Origin of the sequence: Paenibacillus sp. LjRoot153 (genome assembly GCF_964253085.1) — a bacterium.
In the GTDB taxonomy this organism is placed as follows: Bacteria; Bacillota; Bacilli; order Paenibacillales; family NBRC-103111; genus Paenibacillus_E.
The window spans coordinates 1,865,379-1,889,201 of sequence record NZ_CAXUQH020000001.1; the positions used below are offsets into that span (position 1 = coordinate 1,865,379).

The following is a 23,823-nucleotide window of genomic DNA, read 5'->3' on the forward strand; positions in this document are numbered from 1 at the left end:
GGGGAGCTTATGTATATGAAAAAATGGATTGCAGTATCTTTTGTAGCTTTATCCGCCGTGCTTACCATTACTGCGTGTTCAAAAGAAAAAGAAGTGCCTTCTGCTTCGCAAGGAACTGAAAGCGCTAAGCCAGAAGCGAAGAAAAATATTTCCGTCAGTATCTATGACCGTGGAAATATACCCCAAGGAGAGGGCAGCGTAGATAAAAATAGATGGACGGAATGGTTAAATAGTAAAGCGCCGGCTAATGTCTCTTTTATTCCAATTCCTCGTAACGAATCCGTTAGTAAATTAAATGTTCTGTTTGCATCCGGCAGCGCGCCTGATCTTATCTTTGATTTTGACAGCAATTACCGCAATCAGTTATTCACGCAGAAACAGTTGATGCCGTTAGATGAACTTATCGATAAATACAGTGTCGAATATAAAAAGCGTCTACAAGAAAATCCGCTTTTGAAAACGGCTACAACTTTCGATGATGGGAAAATTTATGCATTCGGAAGACTACAGAACACAACTCCTGGTGGAGCTCTAGTAATTCGTACAGATTGGTTAAAGAAATTGGGTCTGCAAGCGCCGAAAACACCTGAGGAAATGCTTAATGTAGCGAAAGCATTTGCTTCACAAGATCCGGATGGTAACGGAAAACAGGATACGTACGGTTTCGCACTAAGCAGTTGGAATGGAGCGGTTATAGATCATATGTTCGGAAGTGCGATGACCTTCCAGGACAAAATTCCATTCCAAATTCAAAGCGATATATGGACACACGACTGGGAACGCGCTAAATCAGCAACCGAATTTAAAAAGAAAATGTTTGAATCGGGAGTAGTTGATAAGGACTTCTTGACGGATAAAGATGGAAATAAAGCAAAACAAGATTTCTTAAGCGGCAAGCTGGGCATGGCTTATCTCCTTGTAGATCCTAAAGCGTTTGAGACTTTTTGGAAAAACAACCCGCAAGCAGAGTTAGATATTATCTCATATCCGACAACTGCGTACGGGCAATACGGTCCATTATGGAATAACCCTGTTCAAGCAGTTGGGGTTATAAATGAATCGGCAAAAAATCCCGAAGCAATTATGAAATATGTGGATTTTACATTAAAGCAAGAAACAAGTAATACGATGGTATACGGAACGGAGGGCCAGCATTACAAAGTAGAGAATGGATGCCCTAAACCAACCTTAACGGAAGAAAATAAGAATCAAGTTGGATCTTATACGAAAGATTACGTCATGCTGTATAACCAAAACTTCGAAGATCCTAAATGTAAACCTGCAGTTATCACTGATGCCAATTTACAGAAAAAATATGAAGATTGGCTAGCTGCTGATTACAAAACGTATAAAACGGTTAATCCTGCACTGCCAGTCATCCATCCAGAAAATATGCCGGCACTTCCGAAAGATTTGGCCACTTCGAGTTCTTCCGCATTAAGTGCTATTTGGGATATTTGGCAAAAATCGATCGTTAGCGGTGCTTCGTACACGGTTGATGCGGCATTTGAGGAAAGTAAAGCATACTGGGATAAATCCAATGGTCAGAAGATTGATAGTTGGTATAAGGATTATTACGCAAAAAATAAAAGTCGCATTTTGAATGTAGATCAATTGAATACTTTCCGTAAGTAAACGAAATCGAGATATCCTCACGAATAAGTTCGTGGGGATATCTAAATTTAGAAAAATAGGAAAGGTGGGCTCAATTTATGTTAAAAATAAGCAAAACAATTATATTATTATTTTCATTTATTTTTCTTATTGTATTATGGACGAAGGATGGGCAAATCCAAGCAGCACCAATTACAACACTCGCTCATGACGACTTTCAAGGATTTACACCGAATACAATTATTCCGACGAGCATCTCAGACTACTGGAGGTCGACTGGATCTACAAGCACTTTAAACGCAATTGCTCGTGAAAGTGTGACAAATAATACTTATGCGTCTATCAGTAACACTCATGCATCGACAGGTGCATATTTTGGCAAACCTTTTGCCACAGCCCAAAGTACGCTATTCGTTTCAGAATTTGATCTTAATATTCCTTCTTCTTCCTCTACGGGTCGTTTATTTTATTACGATTCATCGAGTTTAAGCTCTGGCAATATTACGTTTCGCATGGATCTTGGGGGAGGAGCGATGAAAGTCTATAACGGTGGTGCAGCAACTACCGTAGTGACTGGTTACTCACCTTCGACTTGGTATCACTTCAAGCTTGTCTTCGATCCAGAGAATAAAAGATTTAATTTTACCATTACGGATGGCTCAACAACGCTCTATACATCCTCTTCTTATTTTAGTTTCTATAGTTCTGCGGCAACAAAAGTGGGATCGCTTTCATTTATGCCTGGATATAACGGAATGGCGATGAACGTTGATAATGTAAATGTGTATGTGCCTAACTACCAGTTGGATGTATCGGGCCCTTTAGCACTCAATGTGCAATCTATCCAAACCGCACAATTCACTGCAGCAGCAACTGATATCTTGGGCAGGTCTGTTGCCAATCCAAATTTAGTTTGGAGCGTATATGATGCGAGTAATCAAAATCCATTGGATTCAAGTTTAGGCATAACTATTTCAAATAATGGGCTATTGACTGTTCAAGGCAGCAGTTTGCCAATAGCGGTGAATGTTAGAGCTGCGAATGCGGCTGATCCAACGGTATTTGCAAGTAGATTGGTTAAAATTGACAGCGCTTACTTGTCAGGCTTATCTGCGACAAATATGACATTTAATGAATCCTTCGAATTGAAAAAATTTCAATACAGTTCTGTTGTAGGCACTTCCGTAGCGTCTGCGCAAATTACACCTACTTCATCTTCATCTGCCAATACAGATATAACAATAAATGGAGAAGCTGCTGCAAGTGGAGTTCTTTCATCTCCCATAAGCCTTTTGCCGGGAAATAATGAAGTAACGGTTAAAGTAGCCTCAAAGACATTTCCGGAGATTTACAGCACCTACACGTTATTAGTAAGCCAAACAGATACATTAAGTGGTGATGCTAATTTATCAGAATTGACACTAAGTAGTGGTACACTAGCATTTAGTAGTGGAACGACAAGCTATACGACAAGCGTCGATAACACAGTTACAAGTGCTAATGTTACGCTAAAAACATCGAATATATTTGCGAAGGTAACGGTTAATAGTGTGGAGATGAGCGACCAAACCTCGGCACCAATTCCACTTCAAGTTGGCGATAATATCATTCTAATTCATGTTACAGCCCAGAATGGTACAACGAAAGACTACACAATTACTGTGAACCGAGCAGAGTCAAATAATGCAAATTTATCTAACTTGACTCTAAGCGGTGGTGTGCTGAATCCTAACTTTTTAAGTAGTACAACAACGTATACAGTTAATGCAGCAAATGGTGCTGTCAGTTTAATGGTTACACCTACAACAGAGAATGAAAATGCTACGATTACGGTTCAAGGGATTACTGTGAATAGAGGTCAGGCATCGGCACCAATTCCATTGCAACTTGGAAGTAATTTAATCCAAGTAACTGTCACAGCACAAGATGGAACAACAACGAAAACCTATACGCTTGATGTGAATAAAAGAGAACCTGTGACATCCTACCTGTTTGATTTTGGCCCTAGCCCTGTAGAAACAGGGTATACAGGAGTTAGTTGCAACGCTACTTCTTTGTATAATGCGGATATGGGCTACGGATGGGCTAGTGTAAGTGGGCTAGATGGACGAGATCGCGGCGCACCGACCGATTCACTAAGACGGGATTTTTGCGTAGGAAATGCGTACTCCTTTAAAGTGGATCTTCCTAACGGATTTTATAAAGTAAGAGCCATTGCGGGAGATGCGACTTCTGGACTTTCCGGAATGAAGATATTGACAGAGGGCCAGACTGTGAACCTTTCTGCAGCATTGGGAACATTTAGCACTAAAACTTTCTTCGTAGAACTGCTTGATGGACAAATGAATTTGGATATAAGTGGTTCGAGTGCAAGAATCAATGCACTTGAAATTAGTGCAGCTGCTCCTGAAGATATTTGGGGATCTACAGCGCTTTCTTTATCGGATAACGGGGACGGAACCGTCACTTTGCAGAATTCCAAAGTTTCGTTGGATATTATTAAAACATCAGCCAATATTACAAGTATCAGGTATAACGGCAGTAAACCAACAGTTAACTTGGGAACTGGCAGTTATCTTGCGAATTACAAGATAAATGGGGTCAGTGGGCAAAAGGCAATGAATGGTGCGACGTTCTCCATTGTGTCACAAAGCGATGAAAGAATCGAGTTATCATTTATGGTTCACGATCCCAATCAGCTCCCCTTTCAACTTGATATTCGATTGGTTTTAGAAGCTGACTCGCCTGGCTTGTATTACTATTCAATCTATAAATATACGTCAGATATGCCTGCAGGATTAAACATGGATCAGTTGCGATATTCGTTCAGTCCTCCAGACTCTGTATTTAGAAACTACGTCGTTGATGATCTGCGTAAAGGCACTTATCCCGCACCTTCAGACTTATCAAATGGGACAGTGCTGCAGGATGCTACTTATTTGCTCGCGGATGGTACGGTGTATACCAAATATCAGCAAATCAGTTCTCTTGAAGGTGACAATCATGTTTTTGGGGTATATGGGGACAAGATAGGTATGTCATTAATCCAAGCCAATAAGGACTATTTTGTTGGCGGCCCAACGAAGCAGGAGTTGACTACGCATACATCCACTGATGGTCCGAAACTGCTATTCCATGAATTCACTGGCCATTATGGCAACACCTCTCTAAATCCACCTGTAGGGTGGGAGAAAGTGTATGGTCCTTTTTATTTATATTTGAATGAAGGTGACAGTACTGATGCCATGTGGAATGATGCTAAGGCTCGCGCTGAACAAGAAAAGTCCAAATGGCCTTATTCTTGGGTGACTGACCCTTTATATGCGGCGAGCTCAAGGGGGAACGCAACCGGTAAGTTAACGGTTACCGATGGCTCTTCTGCGAATAATGCATGGGTAATTCTTGCTGCGGGTGATAAGGATTGGCAACTTCAAAATGAAAAATATGAGTATTATGTGCATGCTGCAAGCGACGGTAGTTTCAACATTCCCGCGGTTCGTCCTGGTGAGTATACTTTATATGCTGTTGTGGACGGTGTATTCGATGAATTCAGAAAAGAACATGTTGTTATTCATTCAAATGCGACGACAGATCTAGGGCCTTTGTCATGGGTTCCAAAAACGAATGGTAAACTACTTTGGCAAATTGGAACACCTGACCGTTCAGCTGCTGAGTTTTATGTAACTCCCAATGCATCTCCCTCTTCCATTCCAAATTTAGATAAGTATCGTCAATTCGGTACTTGGTTGGAGTATCCATTGGAATTCCCTAATGGTGTTGATTTCAAGGTAGGTTTAGATGATCCAAGTAAAAAATGGAATTTCTTTCAGCCGGCTTCTAAGACACCAGGTGATCCCGCGTTGCTAAAAGTTCCAAAAGATTCTTCCCCAGCGATTTGGAAAATTCGGTTTGATTCTGACGGTTATCAACCAGGTTCTGGTACAGGAACAATGACCTTCGGCCTCGCAGGCAATGTCTACGGTTCTCTGTTAGTGAAATTGAACGGTGTAGAGATCGGTCGATGGGAAGCACCTGGTAATTTAACAAGTGCGTTTGGAGATGGGCCTGACAATGATGCCTCCTTATACCGGCAAGGAGCCGCTAGGGGGATCTACCATCAAGTTGAGGCGGTATTTGATGCTGGGTTAATTCATCAGGGAGAAAATGTCGTTGAATTATCACTTCCGTCCCCTGAAGGAACGGACTCATGGACGAATGTGAATACAAGTATTATGTATGATGCCATCCGTTTGGAAGTAGATGTCGCAGGAGAAAAACCTCAATTAGAGGCACTTGAGTTGGACAGTACGTCGTATAGTTTGAGCCTTGGTGAGACACATCAAACCGTAGCCACAGCTGTATACGAAGATAACACAAGAAAAGATGTCACTTCACAGGTTAGCTTTAGTTCCAATAATACGAATGTAGCAACAGTTAGCGCACAGGGATTAGTAACTGCTGTTGGTACTGGGACGGCAATCGTAACATCGAGTATGGAGGGGGTATCGGTTGATATTACAATAACGGTAATTGGGTCACAGAATACTTCCCCTTCAAGCTCATCATCCGGATTAAATGATAGTAACACGAGTGGTTCAGAATCCAAAAAGGTTACTAGTGAAGAACTACTCAAAAGCACTGCGGACAATAAAATATCGATTTCACTGGGTGAAAATGAAAAGGAACTTCTTTTCCCGATTCAAGCGACTGAGCTTCTGGGTTCAAAATCAATTGAAATAAAACAAGAAGGTGTGACTGTGGCATTGCCTTCGGAAATTCTGAAGTCGCTGAAACAGTTGCTTCCGATGAACGGAGATGGAAATACTCAACTTGTACTAAAAGTGGATAAGATTGGCGTAGAGGATTCGAAGACATTAATAGGTCAAGTTGAACGTAGTTCCAATGCGAATATTAAGGTTGTCAGTGGTATTTATGAATTTAGTCTAGCTGCTATTGATAAAGATGGTATTGATATGAAGCTTCAGCACTTTGAGAAACCAGTCACATTAACCTTTAAAGTTGCTGCCGATACCAATGTAAAATTGGTAGGTGTTTATTACATTGATGAAAATGGCGGACTGGAATATGTTGGGGGAACGTGGGTGAATGGTGAACTGAGAGCGGATGTGTACCATTTCAGTAAGTATATGGTTTTGGAATATGACAAAGCTTTTTTAGATGTTCCGGCTTCCCATTGGGCAGTAGAGACAGTGAAGGAAATGGCAGCCAAGCATGTTATAGAAGGTATTTCAGATACGCAATTTGCGCCTGAGCAACAAGTAACTCGTGCACAGTTTGTCTCCATGTTGGTACGCTCTTTAGGAGTTAAGGAGAATAACAAAGTAGCTCCCTTTCAGGATATTGATGCGAGTGCGTGGTATACCAGCTCAATAGGAGTTGCCTACAAACTCGGTTTAATAAGTGGGCGTACTAACAATACGTTTGACCCGAACGCTTGGATTACGCGCGAGGAGATTGCATCAATAATTGTTCATGCCTATGAATGGAAACATGGTAAGAAGCTAGATAGAAGCGGCAGTCCGTCTATAAATTTTAGGGATGCTAAAAAGATCAGTGCATGGGCTGACGAAAGCGTGAATGCTGCTATCGCATTAAAATTATTACAAGGTCGTGGTGCAAAGGAATTCGCTCCACAGGGGATTGCAAGCCGTGCAGAGAGTGCGAAGGTTATTTTAAATTTAATGAATAATTAATTGGTAGTATAGAGAAAACCAACAAACCACAATGATTAGATGGTGGATTGTTGGTTTTTGGCTTGTTTTTTTATTCTGGGTATCAATTAAAACTGGGTATTTATCATTCTCACTACTTTTTGTTATCTTACATATAGAGGCGTACAGTGTTGAAATTTGTAGGCCACAATCAATTAGCATTTAGAATTGCGCTTGAGAAATTGAGAGCGATAGCCTATTCTGATGATAACGCTTTAATTAGAGGGATGATGTTTATGTACAAGAAGTGGTATAAAAAGTTGCTATTATCGTATTTGCCTATCGTGCTTGCGCTCTCGATGTTTATAGTTACAATTTTTTCTATTATGGCTTTTCAATTCATAAGGCAGGAAGCTCAAAAGGCAAACCAACTATTCAATGAGCATTTGTCTCAGATGATGGACAATAGTTTGTCTATTTTGGACGAAAGTCTGATCCATGGCATTTATAGTTCTGAAGTCGAGCAATATATGAATCCAAGTATTAACGCGAATCCTTACATCGTTTCATCCAATGTATCGACATTGTTGAGAAATTTGGTAGGAGTGAATACCTTACTACATTCTGTTTACATTTACAAAGCGGATGATAACACTGTTATTTCTTCTTCACACAAAAGTACATTAGATAACTTTATGGATAAGGATTTTGTATTGGAAGAACTTGCAAAAGAAAGTTTGAATAGTTGGTCAAAAATTAGAACGTACCAAGCCATTGATGGTGATAGTAGCGTACAGGTCGTATCAATCGTTCGAAAAATTACAGGCTTCAACGGTGAAAAAGGCATACTCGTTGCAAATGTTTCTACGCAAGCGATCAAACGTTTTTTGAGTAAATATGCGGAAAGTAGAAGTGGCTACTTTCGCATTCTGGACAGTCAAGGTCAAACTATCATGAATTCAGATGAGACTGAAAACGCTACTGATGCCAAAGCGCTTGCTGTTATACACTCTACACAATCCAATTGGACGTATGTCAGCGGCAATAAGAAAGGGAGTTGGTGGGATTATTTTAACATTGTATCGTATATCTGGTTATTTGTATTAGGTATTGGTATTTTGCTAGCCTTCGGTTTTACTTTCTATTTAACGAAGCGTAATTATAAGCCTATAGATTCGATTATGTCGCAGATTGACACTTATATGCTGCAAAAACAATCTAAACTTGAAGATGCAAAAAAAGATGAATTTGGCTTTATTCGAGATGCGTTGGATTCTTTGATCGAAGAAACAACCAATTACAAAAAAGCACATCAAGAAGGAGTCACTAAACAATTAAAGATAGATGTTAAAGAATGGTTAGAAGGAAATAAGGAATTACATGAAAATACGTATAAGTGGCTGCTCAAAAATTTCCCTGAAGCTTCAAATTCCTTTGTATATATTTTTGTGGAGATAGACAATTATGCTGAAATAACTGTTGAATATAAAGCAAGAGATACTAATTTATTTAAGTATGTCATTGAGGCTGCTTTCGCAGAAACAGCCGAACTAAATTGTTTGCAAACGTTCTCTAGCTGGTACGACGCTAATCGATTTGGCGCAATTGTTCAGCTACGGGATTTAGAAACAGGCGCTATTCAAGAGTTTGGGAAGCAATATTTGGAATGGGTAAAGAAGAACTTACCTTTTACATTGACTCTAGGAATAAGCAGTGAATACGAATCTCTGAGTGATCTGCCCGAAGGGTACAATGAAGCCTTAGCTGCTTTAAAGTATAAGTTGGTTCTCGGCGATAACCGTATGATTTTTCAGGAGCAAGTGGTCGCAAAGGAAAGGCATGAATCCTTTCGTCATATAGAACTCATTATAGCCATTTCTCGTTCTATTCGGACTGGTGATAATGCACAGTGGAAAGAGTATTTAGGTGATCTAATTAAAGGACTGGCAAATGACTATTCATCGAACGATGATATTATCGGAGTGCTTCGGTATCTGCATTATTATCTTCACAGGGAAGCTGGTCTAATGCCGGAAGACCAGTCGCTTTATTGCAAAGAACATATGCTTCCTCAAATCGACCAAATGATCTCTCAAACAGAAACCCTCTCGTCACTTCATGCTAAGTTAATTCAATTACTTGAGATGACTTCTGTCGCATTAGCAGGATTACGAGAAGATAAGCAGTATCACGGATTAATCAAGGATGTCGAAAGTTTCATTCAAAGTAATTATGCGAACCCCGATTTTTCACTGACGTTGCTAAGCGAAACTTTCCAGCTCAAAAGCAGCAATATCAGCAAATTATTTAAAGAGGTAACAGGTCAAAATTTTGTTGAGTATCTGCTCAAGGTACGAATCGAGCAGGCCAAACAACTGCTCATCCTTGAGCAAGATGTATCTATTCAAGACATCGGGATTAGAGTTGGATATTTACATGCGAAAACGTTTATCCGCTTATTCAAGAAAGAAACTGGCGTGACTCCGGGTGAATATCGGCGTCATAAAAATCAATAGCTTCTAAAGATAGGAGACTTATCATATGCGAAAATTTGAATGCAACGAAATCGAAGTCAAAGAACTCATAGACCGCATAGTCCGTAGAACAATGAATATGGATTTCACATGGAACTGGTCCTGCGGGGTGGCATATTACGGCATTGGAAAAGCGTGGGAAGTCACAGGGAATCAGGAATATATTGATTTTCTGGTGAGATGGGTGGATGAATATTTAGAGCTCGGAATACCACCCCTAATGGTAAATAGCTGTGCCATGGGGCATACATTGCTGACTCTACATGAAGCTACAGGTGACGCCAAGTACATGGATCTGGCATTATTGAAGGCGGAGTATCTGCGAAAAGATGCAATTAGATTCGGGGATGGCGTTTTCCAACATACAGTTTCATCTAAGAATGATTTTCCAGAGCAAGCGTGGGCAGATACCTTGTTTATGGCCGCCTATTTCCTGTTGCGGCTTGGTTTTAAACTCGATAATAAGGAATATATTGATGATGCGCTCAAACAATTTTACTGGCATGAAGAATACTTACAAGACACGAAAACGAATTTGTTCTATCACGCATGGGACAATGTCAGACAAGATCATTTGTCCGCTATTTACTGGGGCAGGGCCAACGCATGGGCCGCTTATACAATGTCGCAAGCTCATAAAATGCTAAATCCTTTTATGCCAATGTGGATGCAGCTTGGGGGAGCTCTCGGAGATCAGTTAAGTGCCCTTGTAAGGTTGCAATCGTCGAATGGACTGTGGCGGACGGTATTAAATGACGAAACTTCTTATGAGGAAACCTCAGCTTCAGCCGGCATTGCCGCAGCGCTGGTATCTTATGCTCATCCGATGCATCAGAACTATATGGCTAAAGCTTATGAGGGGATCTTGGCGAATATTGACGAAGATGGTTCTGTCCGGAATGTATCCGCTGGTACGGCGGTCATGTATACGGCAGATGATTATAAAGTAATTTCTAAGAAGAGAGTACAAGGATGGGGCCAAGGATTGACATTGGCATTTCTGGCTGCTTTACTTCAGAATAAGGAAGTTGGTAATGAGATTTAAATAAGCACTTTTGGGAAGGGGAACAATGGCAGAATCTGCCGGTGTCCCCTTTTCGACTTTGAAAAGGTCATTCGGTTTGGAAGCCAAAAGAGACCACAAACCTATGGTTTCGGTAAGCCAATGAAAAGGTGTTGATTCCTCTTGATTAAAGGAAGATTTTATCGCAATAGCTTGGTTCTTATTCTGATCATCACCAGCATTCCAGGGATCATTGTTGGGGGGATTGTGTATTGGATCGCCGTCAGCCAATTCGAGAATGAATTGTTGCAACTGCACAAGAATCAAATTGTGCAAAGGGCTTCGAACGTTGATGAGCAGTTTTCTTACCTTGAGACATCTCTGGCGCATTGGGCCTTCGATCCCAAATTCTACAGCGAACTGACGAATGTTAATTTTAACTGGGACTTTGAGGTTGCACGTGAAATTAACAGAACACTTGGGCTCTTGCAGGGTTCAACCCCGTTAGCAGGTAAAGCTGAATTATTTCTAGATGCTCCACTGCCGATACTCTTTCATCCGCAATACGAAGTACTCATGGATCAATCTTCCATTGATGGGTACAAACAAATTCTTGCCAAAGGCAAAATGATATTCTGGGAGTACATGGAGACAGATCCAGGTCATCCGGAAACGAAAGAACTAACGCTGACGCATAAACTCCCGGGAGCAGAGCCCAATCCTTTTGGCCTATTATCAATTCAGTTAGACCGACATAAGGTAACAGAGGTATTAAAAACGTTAACCCCCTATAATTTTGGCGAAACATTCATGATGTCAAGCAGCGGAGCCATGCTGATTTCCAGTGAGGGGGATCAGATTGCCAATACGTTCGAAGATGCTCTCAGTCACGAGGTACTCAATCATAGCACAGACTCGGGTTCGTTTTTATATGAATGGAAGGGCGATACCTACACGGTATCCTATGGCAGCTTTCTTCGCCTTGATACGAACTGGACTTATGTATCTGCTTCACCGATTAGTTTAATTACGAAGCCGTTAGATTTTATTTCAAAGCTGATCTTATCCGTGAGTTTTGCATCGCTTATCTTAGCGGCTGTTCTTTCATGGCTTGCTTCCCGGAGAATTTATTCTCCGATTGGACGACTGACCAAGGTGATGATCGGCAATAGCCAGCATAGCGATGGCCTGGCAGAGCATCACGATGAATTCAAATTCATTGAAACACATCTTCTTCATTTAACGAGAGAAAGTAAGACACTTCAAACAAAGTTAGAAAAGCAACTGCCACACGTGAGGGAAGGGTTTCTTCTGCAACTTATGCAGGGATTCCTGTACTCCTATACAGAAGAGGATTTACTCGAGCGGATGAGAAACTTTGGCTGGGAAGTCGATGACCGTCAGTTTCAAGTCATGCACATCAACCTGACTGGATTTTCCAACTTGGAAGGGAGGTTCTCTCAAGGAGACGAAGGTCTGGTTACTTTCGCCGCGGCAAATATTATTGAAGAATTGGCGCTGAACCGATTTAAACAAGCGGATGCTGTCAATTTCCATGATCTCTCCATTGGATTGCTTATTATGATGCCTGTCGAACAAGTGTATCGGGAGGAGATGCACTTGCTTAGCGAAGAAATCACAGCGGCGATTAATCATTTGCTGAAGCTTCAGATTTCCATTGGAATCGGCAGAGCATCGGATTCGCTGGTTCATATTCCTTCCAATTACGAGGAGACGAAGCAAGTTTTAAGCTACCGCAGCTTTGTTAATGAGAATCAAGTGATCGATTTAGCGTCACTTGAGACAGCCGCGGAAGCGAGGGAGATGCATTACCCATTTATGCTGGAAAGGGAAATCATTCAGATGATCCGAACGGGGCAGCAAAAAGAAACGGAGCTGCTGATCGCTTCATTTTTGGAAACGCTACGCTTTCGAGGTCGGGAAATTGATGTCCAACAGGGATTGTTACAGTTGCTCGGCAGTATTCTCCACGCGATCCGCCAATTGGGGATGGACCCCAACCGTGTATTTAAGTCGGCGAACTTATATGAGCAGTTAACACAAATTCGGGAGCCGCAAAAAATGCTGGACTGGTTTAACGGAAAATTGGTTCAACCTGTCATTCTGGAGCTGGAAGATCGGTCTGATGCGCAAATTAAAAAAGCAATAGAAACAGCCATGATTTACTTGCAAAATCAGTATATGAATGAGATTTCTCTGGATAGCTGTGCAGATCATATCGGAATCGGCGCTGGAGCGCTGAGCAAGCTCTTTAAGCAAGTCAGCGGTAAAAACTTTATTGATTATTTAACTGAAATTAGAATGGACAAGGCCAAGGAACTCTTGCGTGACACCGAGTTGAAAATAAATGATATCGCTGTTCGCGTCGGCTACCAGCATAGTTATTTTAACCGAATCTTTAAAAAGCAGGAAAGCATTACCCCAGGCCAATATCGTGAGATCAACCGCAAAAATGAATAGTATGGTGTGATAACCCCGGTAGATCTTCCAGATCTTTCGGGGTTATTTGTGTGTGAGGCATACGGTTGTGAAAAAATGCAAGACGGAGATAAAGTGCAATACCTTTGAAAGCGGTCGCCTAAAAAGTCCGATTGGCGGAAAACTAACGGACGATTATAGTAAGGTGCATGACAATTCGCAAAAAAAATCGTCATTGGACGATGGAAAAGGTGATGACATTGGTATTGGAACAGGCTTCAATTAAAGTAAAGTGGCTCGGTGACACGCCGGGGAGCGGGGGCGGGGTTACCTGGGGGTTGCCTTGGAAGAGAGGGGAATTGGCGAGGGATGAACAGCTGCATCTGTGCAGTGCCTCGGGAGAACCGCAGTGTATGCAAAGCTGGCCAACGGCTTATTGGCCGGACGGCAGCGTAAAATGGACAGCGCATGCGGCCTCGTTTAGCGAATCCCCTAAAGCTGTCTACCATCTTGCCAAAAAAGAAACAAATGACGGTACACAATCGGTGGGTCATTCAGCTCTTGTATGGTCAGAATCGGCCGAGGAAATTCATATTGACACTGGAGCGATTCATGCCATTGTGCCGAAAAAGGGAACCTCCCTCATTCGTGCTGTATACCGTGACGGAGAATTGACTTGTTCGGAAGGGAAATTAGTCTGCTTGCGAGAGGAACGAAAGCTAACTTCAGGCGGGCGGCAGATCCAGGAAGAAGAATTTGAAAGCTCGCTGGAGCGAGTATCCATTGAGCAGCACGGACCAGTACGCCTCGTTATTTTGGCGGAGGGACGCCACCGAGCACAGGCAGGGGAGCGAGAATGGCTGCCGTTTCGAGTCCGAATGGTCTTCTACCAGAATCAAGCTGCGATTTGCTTCACTCACTCCTTCCTTTTTGATGGAGATGCGCAGGTGGATTTTATAAAAGGGATTGGGATTACCTTTAAGCTTCCGTTAACGGGTCCTCTATATAACAGACATGTTCGTTTGGCGGGGGATACAGGCTTCTTCGGTGAATCGCCTAAGAATTTGGCAACAGGTCGGACGACCGGAGGCTATGAGGACCTCTATAAGCAGCAGCAGGCAGGTGAATACATCGAGTTGATCAAGCCTCAGGATGCCAATTTCATCTCGCTGCTTGAGGAGTCTGCCTTATGGGACAGCTTTAAGCTTGTGCAGGATTCGCCGGATTATTATGTGATTTCCAAACGTACAGAGGATGGCTGCAGTTGGTTAAAAGCGGTTAGCGGTCAGCGTGCTCGAGGCTTGGCCTATGTAGGAGATCAAAGGGGCGGGCTTGCCGTCGGCATTCGGAATTTCTGGCAGAAGCATCCGGGATCTATAGAAATTCATGGAGCGGCGCAGGAGCAATCAGAGCTGAAGGTATGGTTTTGGTCGCCGGATACCGCCGCGATGGACTTGCGCCACTACGATACGAAGACCCATGTGAACTCGGCCTATGAAGGCGCTGAGGAGCTGAGAAGCACTCCTTATGGTATCGGAAATACAAATGAATTGATCCTGTGGTGCTGCGAGCAAACACCAAAAGCAGAAGAACTTGAAGCAATGATCAATCACGTACAGTCACCTCCATTGCTCGTATGCGAACCTGAGCGTTATCACGAGACGAAAGCGCTGGGCATATGGAGCCTGCCTGATCGGAGCACGTCTGTGAAGGCCATTATTGAAGACCAATTGGATGAGCTTTTGAGCTTTTATCAAAAGGAAGTGGAACAGCGTCGCTGGTACGGATTCTGGGATTTCGGCGATTTTATGCACAGTTACGATACCGTACGGCATACCTGGCGTTACGATATGGGCGGCTATGCCTGGCAGAACTCCGAGTTAGTGCCGAATATGTGGCTCTGGACGATGTTCCTGCGTTCGGGGCGGGAGGATATTTTCCGGATGGCGGAGGCGATGACTAGACATACGTCGGAGGTGGACGTCTATCACCTAGGCGAATATGCGGGTCTTGGTTCCCGACATAATGTTGTTCATTGGGGATGCGGTTGCAAGGAAGCAAGAATTGCCATGGCAGGACTGCACAAGTATTATTACTACCTCACAGCGGATGAACGGATCGGTGATATTTTGGATGAGGTTGCTGATGCAGATTATGCGACACTAGCTACAGATCCCATGCGCGACTATTTTTCCAAGGACGACTATCCGACGCATGCCAGAAGCGGTCCCGACTGGTCGGCGTTCGTATCGAACTGGCTATACCAATGGGAACGGTATGATAGGACGGCGTACCGGGATAAAATTGTGCAAGGTATTCAGAATTTAAAAGCTGCGCCCTTCCGATTGCTGTCCGGCACGACGTTCGGTTATGACCCCGCGAGTGGGGAGCTGCATCATATCAGTGACGATAATTATGATTATCACATGGTTGTCTGTTTTGGGGCGCCTCAGGTTTGGTTTGAACTTGCAGGGCTTCTTTCGGACCCGGAATGGGTGGAGATGTTGGTCGAATTCGGTGCATTTTATCATCTTGATGATGAGACGAAGGTAGAGCTCACTTCCGGAAAGATAACGGGAAAAAAATTTCATTGGCCGATGTTCGGTACTTCCATGTCCGGCTATGCGGCCGCTAATAAACAAGATGGGGATTTAGCGCGAAAAACGTGGGACTTTTTGCTTAATCCTATGGCGGCACGTACAGTCAGTATTCCCATTCAAAGCGAATCAGTGCCAGTCGCTGAGTTCGTGCGTCCGATCCAAGAGATAGACTGGCTATCCACTAATGTGGCATCTCAATGGTCACTAAACACGATTCTCAGCTTGGAGCAAATCAGCGAATGGCTGCCCGAAAAGCTGTGAACCCGCATCACAACGGGCTTCGCAAAAAGTGCAACGCGGAGATAAAGTGCTAGCCATAAGAGAATCACCTCCCAAAAAGTCTGATTGCCGGAAATTTGACGAACGTGTACATTTAGGGACATCAGAAATCTACGTGTTGCACAAATGAAAGGAGTGACACCATGAATAAAGTTTCGAAAGCCAAACAGCTTCCATCGCCATTGTCAGCGGCGAAAACAAAAAAAGCGAGTTCCTTATTAACGAGAATGATCAAGGATAAATACCTGCTTCTCTTGCTCTTGCCGGGGCTAGCCTATTTCATCATCTTTAAATATGTCCCGATGTGGGGGGTTCTACTGGCGTTTCAAAACTACTCGCCGTTTTTAGGAGTTTTTCATAGTGAATGGGTGGGATTGGACAACTTTAAACAGTTTTTCAATGATCCAATTTTTATGCGATTGGTAAAAAATACGCTGCTGCTTGGCCTTTATGACATTGTATTCTTTTTTCCAACGCCAATCCTGCTGGCCTTGTTGCTGAATGAGCTGCGCCATGCCTTCTTTAAGCGCTTCATTCAAACGATCATTTATATCCCTCACTTTATCTCCATGGTCATCGTGGCGAGTATCTCTTTCCTCTTGCTTACCACGGAAGGCGGTGTGATCAATGAATTGCTGAACAACATGTTTGGCGTCAAGATCGACTTTCTGACGAGCGAGAATTGGTTCCGTCCTCTTATTGTGACGCAGAGCTTATGGAAAGAGGTAGGCTGGGGCACCATTATTTTTCTAGCTGCACTGGCTGGTGTTGAACAAGAGCAATATGAAGCTGCAACCGTTGACGGCGCGAGCCGCTTACGGCAGGTTTGGCATATCACACTCCCGGCGATTCGCTCAACGATCATTATTCTCTTAATTTTGCGGATGGGGAACTTTCTGGACAGAGGTTTCGAGCAAGTCTTATTGATGAGTAATGCGCTCAATCGGAGCGTCGCGGAAGTGTTTGATACGTATGTGTATACGATCGGGATTACACAGGGAGCCTTCAGTTATAGCACGGCCGTTGGACTCTTTAAAGCGGTCGTTGGGATTATTCTTGTATTTGGCTCGAATTTCTTAGCCAAGCGAGCAGGACATTCTGGCATTCTTTAAGGAAAGGAGAAATAATGATGAAGCATCATACCCTGGGGAGCAAACTTTTCGATGTGGCGAACTATGTATTTCTGAGTCTACTTGCCTTACTGATGATTGTTCCCATTCTCTACATTGTAGCCGGCTCCTTTGCATCAGAAGCCGAGATCAGCAGTCGATCGTTTTTTATTGTCCCGACCTCGATCACGTTCGACGCTTACCAGTATGTGTTCAAAGATAATACGATACCCCGAAGTCTCCTTGTCTCCGTATTCGTCACGGTTGCAGGAACCGTGGTAAATCTTTTCTTCACCATGACGATGGCGTATGCCCTATCCCGGCAGGTGATCGGTAAAAATATCGTGATGAACATGATCGTATTCTCCATGCTGTTCAGCGGCGGCATGATTCCGACCTTCCTTGTTGTGAAAAGCATGGGGTTGTTGGATTCGTACCTGGCTTTGATGTTGCCCGTCGCCATCAGCGCGTTCAACCTGATTGTCGTCAAATCGTTTTTTCAGGAAATCCCGACAGAGCTGCTGGAAGCGGCAAGAATCGACGGATGCAACGATCTGAGCGTGCTGTGGCGCATCGTGCTTCCACTTTCCAAGCCGGTCATTGCCACGTTCTCGCTTTTCTATGCCGTGGGACATTGGAACGACTTTTTCAATGCACTCATGTATATCAACGATACGGCGAAATGGCCGCTGCAAGTCCTGCTACGTCAAATCGTCTTACTCGCAACAGGCGCGATGGATATGTCCTCCATGGACCCAACCTATGTGAAGCCGCCGGATCAATCGATCAAGATGGCGATTATCGTCATAGGTACTTTACCCATCTTGGTGGTGTATCCCTTCTTGCAAAAGCATTTTGCTAAAGGTGTTATGCTGGGGGCAGTGAAAGGTTAAGGAAGCTGCCGCTTAGTTAACTATATAAAGAAAATAATTAAGGGAGGAAATAACATGAACAAAGTCCGTAAAAGAAAGATGACTGCTGCATTATGCCTTGCTGTATCTATCAGCGTATTCACCGGCTGTAGCAGCGAAAGCACACCAAAGAGCACAGCTCAAACAGGTACCGCGGCGCCAACCAAGGAAGCTCCGTACAACATGTCGATTATGATGAAAAGTTTCTACAACGACTCGATCACGGCGGAAAGTAAAATCTGGAAAAAGACAGAGGAGGTTACAAATACCAAGCTGGACGTTCTCTTTACGCCCGATGCTAACTACGCGGATAAACTGAACGTCACTCTGGCATCCGGCTCGCTGCCATCCGTCATTTTTGTAACGGGTAACCTGGTGAAAATGCCGTCTATTGTCAATGCGGTTAAGGGAGGCGCCTTCTGGGAGATCGGCCCGTATCTGAAGGATTATCCAAATCTCAAGCAAATGAACCCGATTATTCTGAACAACACGTCGTATAACGGAAAAACCTACGGTTTGTACACGGCAAGACCAATTGGCCGCTACGGTGTCAGCTATCGGAAAGATTGGTTAACCAACTTGGGGATGAGCGAGCCAAAAACCGTCGATGATTTCTACAATATGCTTAAAGCGTTTAAAGAAAAAGACCCGGATAAGAACGGAAAAAATGATACGTATGGCATGGTCGTATCTAAATACGCTGGGCCGTGGGATGTTATGCAGAACTGGTTCGGAGTACCGAATAAGTGGGGACTTGATATGGATGGAAAGCTGTTACCTGCTCAATTAACCCCGGAGTATATGTATGCGCTTAAATTCTTCAAGAAGCTGTATGATGAGCAGTTAGTAAATGCTGATTTTCCTGTGTACGATTCCGCCAAGTGGAATGATCCGATTATTAATGGGAAAGCAGGCGTAGCTGTTGACGTAGTTGGTCGTTCTTATCAGATTCAGGAGGCGATGCAGGCAGCAAAAGTGCCAGGTGAAATCGATCTCTTCGGTACGGTGAAAGGTCCTAAGGGTGAATTTAATTTGGCAACCACCGGATACGGCGGTGTCTTCATGATTTCGAAGTCAGCTGTTAAGACCGAAGCTGATCTGAAGAAAGTATTGAATTTCTTCGACAAAACCAACGATAAAGACATGCAGCTTCTGATCACTAATGGACTGGAAGGTACGCATTACAAGGTAGAGGATGGCAAATTGGTCACGTTGCTCACACCTGAGATGCCCCAAGCTCCGGATATTAATATTAAGAGCTTTAACCAGTTGTTGCTGGGCGTTCCAAACGTTCTGGATACGGCCTTCAAAGCAGGTACGCCTCTAAGGGAGAAAGCGCTCGATGTCCAAACGGCGAATGAAAAAAATGTCGTGCCTAACCCTGGAGAGCCTTTGTTATCAGCAACCTATACCCAGAAGGGCGCTCAACTGGATCAGCTTCTTGAAGATGCGCGAGTGAAGTTTATTGTCGGGAAGATTGATGAAGCCGGTTTTATGGCAGAGATGGAACAATGGAAGAAAAATGGCGGAACCGACTATATCAAGGAAATGAATGAGGCTTACGCGGAGAGCCAGAAAAAGTAAGTATTAGGCATACAGCAGAGCCTTAAAAGGACACCATGTCCACAATCATTTGTCGACATGGAGGTCCTTTTGTGCTTCAAAAGGCTGAAAAACCACTTCTTAACGGGCTTTTCAAAATTTAGGGATTAATTCTTTCTAAAATGAACGGATAGATTTCGAGAAGCTGTTGGCGTCGTGCCAAGCATTCTTTTGAACATTGCATGGAAATGGGGTAATCGCTCAAAGCCACACCTTTGTGCGATTGTGCTAACGCTGGCATCACTTTCGAGAAGAAGTTGTTTTGCACGGAAAATACGTTTGGTCATAATATAGGTCGTAATGTTCATCCCGATCAACTGTTTAAAAACTCTGCTGAAATGTGCAGGTGTGACGGCAGCTTGTTTAGACAGCGACTTGAGTCCGATATCTTCACAGAAATGCTGATCAATATAGAGCAAGATCTCTCTCATCCACACAGGACCAACAAGTGAATCTGCTGTTAATAGGCTGCTGGCTAAACTCCCTCGGTATGATTTAATTTCCTCACGCAAGCTCGTCTATTCGCAGGATTTCATCCTTTAGGTTTCGATGCTGAATGAAAAGGAGCGAGATATATTTAGGGTGTTTCGTTAAAAAGGCATGCGGGAATAGAGGTGGAGTTGAATCACCCAGTTCATTCCAATTACTGCACGTATTCTCCACGGTGCCCTTAGCGATTTTCACTCCCATGTCTCGACGGGTCAATAGCCCTTTCATTCCTTCGTCACATCTATCTAAGGGGTGGAGGTCGGTCTTTCTAACGGAATGGGTCGGAGCCCTTTTGTTTAATGTATCCCGATACTCCGTGCTTTCTTTGTCTCCTGCGAATACGCCAACTTGCGTGAGATAAGGTTTATATTAAGCTGCTAATGCAAAGATTTTATTGGGTTTGTAAGCGACATTACTACGAACCATTCCTACTAAGAGTCGAGCTAGCTTACCACATAGCTTCATGATAGACTTCATCTTTTTAAGCTTTTTCACCTGAACATTGTAGTGGTGTAAGGCTTTAAATTCTTGGTTACTCATGACCATGCACATCGTAATTAAATAGAGAAAGTGACGTAGCCGTGGACGGCCTCGTTTACTGATTTTCAGTTGTCCCTTCCATTTACCTGAGCTTGCTTCAGTTATATTAAGTCCTGCATGACGGAGTAGAGCGTTCCCGTGCGCATAACCTCGAAGATCTCCAGACTCTCCTAAAACACCAGCTAGAGCAATTGCACTTATACCAGTAATGGCAAGGATTTTGCCGGAGTAGGGGATACGATCAACAACGTCTTTGGCTTCTTTTTCGATCCTCTGCAGTTGTTTAGTGGCTAAGTCATGCTCCTCTAGGAGCTGCTCTAGATGGAGCTTGTAAGCATGTGTTGCCTGCCTAGATCCAACAGTTTTTTTGGCGAGATCGATGAGTAGATGAGCTCTACGCACACCTGAATGCCGTTTCATTGATTTCTGCCATCCTTTAATGACATCGTCAGGACTTAGTTTACATAGCTCGGCTGGGAGCGGAAAAAGCCGTAGGGTTAACAATGCACCCTTGCAAGTTAAGATTTTAAAGACTTGTCTCAGTTCAGGGAAGACAATGTCGACCCAGCGGTGGATCTGGTTAACGGCACTTACGAGTCGTTTAACGACCGTTTCTCGGTTAGCCATGAGCACTCGTAGCTCCTCGTATTCGGAAGAATGGAAGCGAACAGGGGAATAGTAGCCGTTTTTCACCATGTCGGCAATAACTAAAGCATCTTTTTTGTCGCTCTTAGAGCGTGTATTGTCGCGGTTTTCTTTATTCTTTTTAACTAAGTGAGGATTAACAAGTACGGCTTCAATGGCTTTGTTTTTGAGCCATCCGGCAAGGCTTAGCCAGTAATGGCCAGTGGGTTCCATACCAACGATAACTTGAGATAATTTAAAAGAAGCTAACAAGTCGCGAATCCAACGGTCGAGTGACTTGAAACCATCCTCGTCATTACTAAACACTAAAGGATTACCGAGAGCGACACCTCGAAAGTTAACCGCTCTGGCAACATGGGTCTCCTGAGCAATATCTACACCAACCACAATATGATTAAAGGTAATGTTTTCAATGAGTTGATTTTGCTTATCTTGTGATTTAAACTTCATAGTAGAGCGTCCTCCTGGATGATGGAATTAAAGGGCTTTTGACCCGTAGCGTACTTCCATCGTACAGAGGCGCTCCTTTTTTTACAAAGCTGAAATTTATCCATCTACAGGAATCTAACGGTGAACTATAGTTGAGGAGCATGCTTCGTGGCTGCTCCTTTTTCGTTTGCTGAACTAAACATTCCTCCCTCTGTATGAATTGTTTTTCTCGCCAATGCTCGCTCATTCGCAGGATATCTGCCCCTTTTATAGTGGACACCGATTGAATTTCTGGGATTGTAACCAATCGTATTGACATTTGGGCATGCGGAAATAGAGGAAAAGTACCACTTTCCATGTTCATCCAATATGAGCGCATTCTCCAACGATGCCCTTGGAGGTTCACCCTCCCATGTCTCAACGGGTCTATGCCCTTACATTCCTTCGTTATACCTGTCCAAGAGGTGGAGGCCGGTGATGCTGTTAAGCAACGGGTCTGTGCCCTTTTGAATGTTTCACTCGGTACTGCCAGCGCTATTTATAGCTGTTTATCCTGCGAATGAGCCAACATGCAAAAACAAGATGTGTTGCGACGACTTAGCAATTAAAACGATTTTAAGCTGCCTCCTGCAGAGGCATCGCAATTGTTGGATCAAAATTATCCTTACTTCGTGAAATCCCAATTAGTATACGGGCGAGCTTGCCGATGAGTTTAAAAATGGAGCGGTTTTTCTTCATCATCTTCACCTGAACGTTGTGGTCATGCCATGACCGGAAAGCCGGATTATTCGTAACTAGATGCACTACGGCGAGATACAGGTACTTGCGTAACTGACGCCTTCCTCGTTTGGAGATAACGATTTTACCCTTATGCTTACCGGAGCTGTCCTCTGCAAGATTTAGACCGGCATGAGAAAGAATTTGGTTGCCGTGTGTATATATTTCTTCTTAATATTAGTGCTATTTAGTGCGACAACAGTTTTAATTAGTTTTTTACGTTAAATACGACTACCACCTGCAACTACTTACGAATGGAAGTAATCTGATATGGCACGTACCAAAACAGTTAATAGTGACAATAATTTATGCTTGGCGGGAGATTGTGAAAAACCTATCAAAGCAAAGGGATTATGCGCTACACATCATCAGAGTCAGTTTAGAACAGGCTCCACAGAGTTAAAATCACAAATGAAGCAGAAGCAGTTTTTTCAATGTGTATGTAGAGCGGCTGGATGCAATGTTCTGAGTGTTAGGCTAGGTTTGTGCCAAGAGCATTTAATTGAGTTTCAATTATAAGTTACTACATTATTAACACTTCATTAATCTTTCGACGAACGATAGTTAAATAATGGAATATAAGATTAAACCCTCCAATTTCTAGCGAAACTAGAATCAACAAAACTTGGGAGGTTTTTTTATTATGAATTTAAAAGATCTATGGATGCTACATGAGGCTGATAAACGTATTCTGGGATTTAGTTCACACACATTGAAAGCATACTCTCTACAATTAAAGATGTTAGTTCTTGAACTTGGTGATCTTGAGCTAGAGGAAATATCTCTAATCATACTTAAAGAATATTTGGCGAGGGTATCTGAGAAATTAAAACCTAGTAGTTTAGGGCATCGAATTCGATTTGTACGTTCCCTTTTTCGTCTTGCATTTGAAGAAGGACATCTTAGCGGAATCCTTCTATCAAGTTGAGAGAACCAAAGATGGACAAACGAATTCCGTAATTTCTGATTGAGGAGGACGTAATCTTCTCGCGAAAATAATCTTGCTAATAATACCATAAACTCTTCAGTGTTCTTCCCATTTTATAGAGTGAACAGTAAATAGTAACGGCAAAATGATAGATACATAATTTTTTGAAAGTCAGTATGCCGCGGCGGCATACTGACTTTTTACGTCCTTAGAGCTAAGGTATAACATCAACTCAGCGATTAGCAGTTGGAC

The 23,823-nt window shown here is 43.1% G+C and carries 13 protein-coding genes and 1 pseudogene; 10 read left to right on the forward strand and 4 right to left on the reverse strand.

Annotated features, from left to right (window positions below):
- Window positions 1–15: 15 nt before the first annotated feature.
- The 9 genes from ACSQ8P_RS08265 (at window position 16) to ACSQ8P_RS08305 (ending at window position 19,745) form a co-directional block, all read left to right on the forward strand.
- Window positions 16–1,635, forward strand: a complete 1,620-nt coding sequence (locus tag ACSQ8P_RS08265) for an extracellular solute-binding protein (protein ID WP_057308789.1) — start codon at window positions 16–18, stop codon at window positions 1,633–1,635.
- 77 nt (window positions 1,636–1,712) lie between these two features.
- Window positions 1,713–7,328, forward strand: a complete 5,616-nt coding sequence (locus ACSQ8P_RS08270; protein WP_436234744.1) for a cadherin-like beta sandwich domain-containing protein — start codon at window positions 1,713–1,715, stop codon at window positions 7,326–7,328.
- 146 nt (window positions 7,329–7,474) lie between these two features.
- Window positions 7,475–9,802, forward strand: a complete 2,328-nt coding sequence (locus ACSQ8P_RS08275) for a helix-turn-helix domain-containing protein (protein ID WP_057308791.1) — start codon at window positions 7,475–7,477, stop codon at window positions 9,800–9,802.
- Between the two features lie 25 nt (window positions 9,803–9,827).
- Window positions 9,828–10,865, forward strand: a complete 1,038-nt coding sequence (locus ACSQ8P_RS08280) for a glycoside hydrolase family 88/105 protein (protein ID WP_057308792.1) — start codon at window positions 9,828–9,830, stop codon at window positions 10,863–10,865.
- A gap of 141 nt (window positions 10,866–11,006) precedes the next feature.
- Window positions 11,007–13,304, forward strand: coding sequence for a helix-turn-helix domain-containing protein (locus ACSQ8P_RS08285; protein ID WP_436234745.1), 2,298 nt, complete (start codon window positions 11,007–11,009; stop codon window positions 13,302–13,304).
- A 167-nt stretch (window positions 13,305–13,471) separates the two neighbouring features.
- Window positions 13,472–16,123 (forward strand): hypothetical protein, encoded by a 2,652-nt coding sequence (locus tag ACSQ8P_RS08290; RefSeq protein WP_436234746.1) that lies wholly within the window; start codon window positions 13,472–13,474, stop codon window positions 16,121–16,123.
- A 161-nt stretch (window positions 16,124–16,284) separates the two neighbouring features.
- On the forward strand, window positions 16,285–17,253 hold the full coding sequence (locus ACSQ8P_RS08295) for an ABC transporter permease (RefSeq protein ID WP_436234747.1): 969 nt from the start codon (window positions 16,285–16,287) through the stop codon (window positions 17,251–17,253).
- A gap of 11 nt (window positions 17,254–17,264) precedes the next feature.
- Window positions 17,265–18,143 carry a carbohydrate ABC transporter permease gene (locus ACSQ8P_RS08300; protein ID WP_436239479.1) on the forward strand — a complete coding sequence of 293 codons (879 nt, stop codon included), beginning with the start codon at window positions 17,265–17,267 and terminating at the stop codon, window positions 18,141–18,143.
- Between the two features lie 54 nt (window positions 18,144–18,197).
- Entirely contained in the window at window positions 18,198–19,745 is a 1,548-nt protein-coding gene (locus tag ACSQ8P_RS08305; protein WP_436234748.1) for an extracellular solute-binding protein, read from the forward strand.
- Window positions 19,746–19,870: 125 nt separating this feature from the next.
- Here the strand turns inward: ACSQ8P_RS08305 and ACSQ8P_RS08310 are convergent, their stop codons facing one another.
- The 4 genes and pseudogenes from ACSQ8P_RS08310 to ACSQ8P_RS08325 all read right to left on the reverse strand — a co-directional run.
- Window positions 19,871–20,275, reverse strand: coding sequence for a helix-turn-helix domain-containing protein (locus tag ACSQ8P_RS08310; protein ID WP_436234749.1), 405 nt, complete (start codon window positions 20,273–20,275; stop codon window positions 19,871–19,873).
- Complete coding sequence (locus ACSQ8P_RS08315; RefSeq protein ID WP_436234750.1) at window positions 20,268–20,453, reverse strand: hypothetical protein; 186 nt, start codon at window positions 20,451–20,453, stop codon at window positions 20,268–20,270. Before ACSQ8P_RS08315 ends, ACSQ8P_RS08310 begins: the two co-directional genes overlap by 8 nt.
- A 168-nt stretch (window positions 20,454–20,621) precedes the next feature.
- Window positions 20,622–21,887, reverse strand: coding sequence for an IS110 family transposase (locus ACSQ8P_RS08320; RefSeq protein ID WP_436234751.1), 1,266 nt, complete (start codon window positions 21,885–21,887; stop codon window positions 20,622–20,624).
- A 594-nt stretch (window positions 21,888–22,481) separates the two neighbouring features.
- Window positions 22,482–22,805: pseudogene (locus tag ACSQ8P_RS08325) on the reverse strand (transposase); the annotation flags it as partial.
- Between the two features lie 481 nt (window positions 22,806–23,286).
- On the opposite strand from ACSQ8P_RS08325, the gene ACSQ8P_RS08330 reads away from it, so the two are divergent.
- Window positions 23,287–23,571, forward strand: coding sequence for a site-specific integrase (locus ACSQ8P_RS08330; RefSeq protein ID WP_436234752.1), 285 nt, complete (start codon window positions 23,287–23,289; stop codon window positions 23,569–23,571).
- The last annotated feature ends 252 nt before the right edge of the window (window positions 23,572–23,823 follow it).

Coding starts and splice junctions, on each gene's coding strand:
- ACSQ8P_RS08265 (WP_057308789.1), top strand. CDS start 16: ATGAAAAAATGGATTGCAGTATCTTTTGTAGCTTTATCCGCCGTGCTT.
- ACSQ8P_RS08270 (WP_436234744.1), top strand. CDS start 1,713: ATGTTAAAAATAAGCAAAACAATTATATTATTATTTTCATTTATTTTT.
- ACSQ8P_RS08280 (WP_057308792.1), top strand. CDS start 9,828: ATGCGAAAATTTGAATGCAACGAAATCGAAGTCAAAGAACTCATAGAC.
- ACSQ8P_RS08290 (WP_436234746.1), top strand. CDS start 13,472: ATGACAATTCGCAAAAAAAATCGTCATTGGACGATGGAAAAGGTGATG.
- ACSQ8P_RS08295 (WP_436234747.1), top strand. CDS start 16,285: ATGAATAAAGTTTCGAAAGCCAAACAGCTTCCATCGCCATTGTCAGCG.
- ACSQ8P_RS08305 (WP_436234748.1), top strand. CDS start 18,198: ATGAACAAAGTCCGTAAAAGAAAGATGACTGCTGCATTATGCCTTGCT.
- ACSQ8P_RS08315 (WP_436234750.1), bottom strand. CDS start 20,453: ATGGGAGTGAAAATCGCTAAGGGCACCGTGGAGAATACGTGCAGTAAT.
- ACSQ8P_RS08320 (WP_436234751.1), bottom strand. CDS start 21,887: ATGAAGTTTAAATCACAAGATAAGCAAAATCAACTCATTGAAAACATT.
- ACSQ8P_RS08330 (WP_436234752.1), top strand. CDS start 23,287: ATGAATTTAAAAGATCTATGGATGCTACATGAGGCTGATAAACGTATT.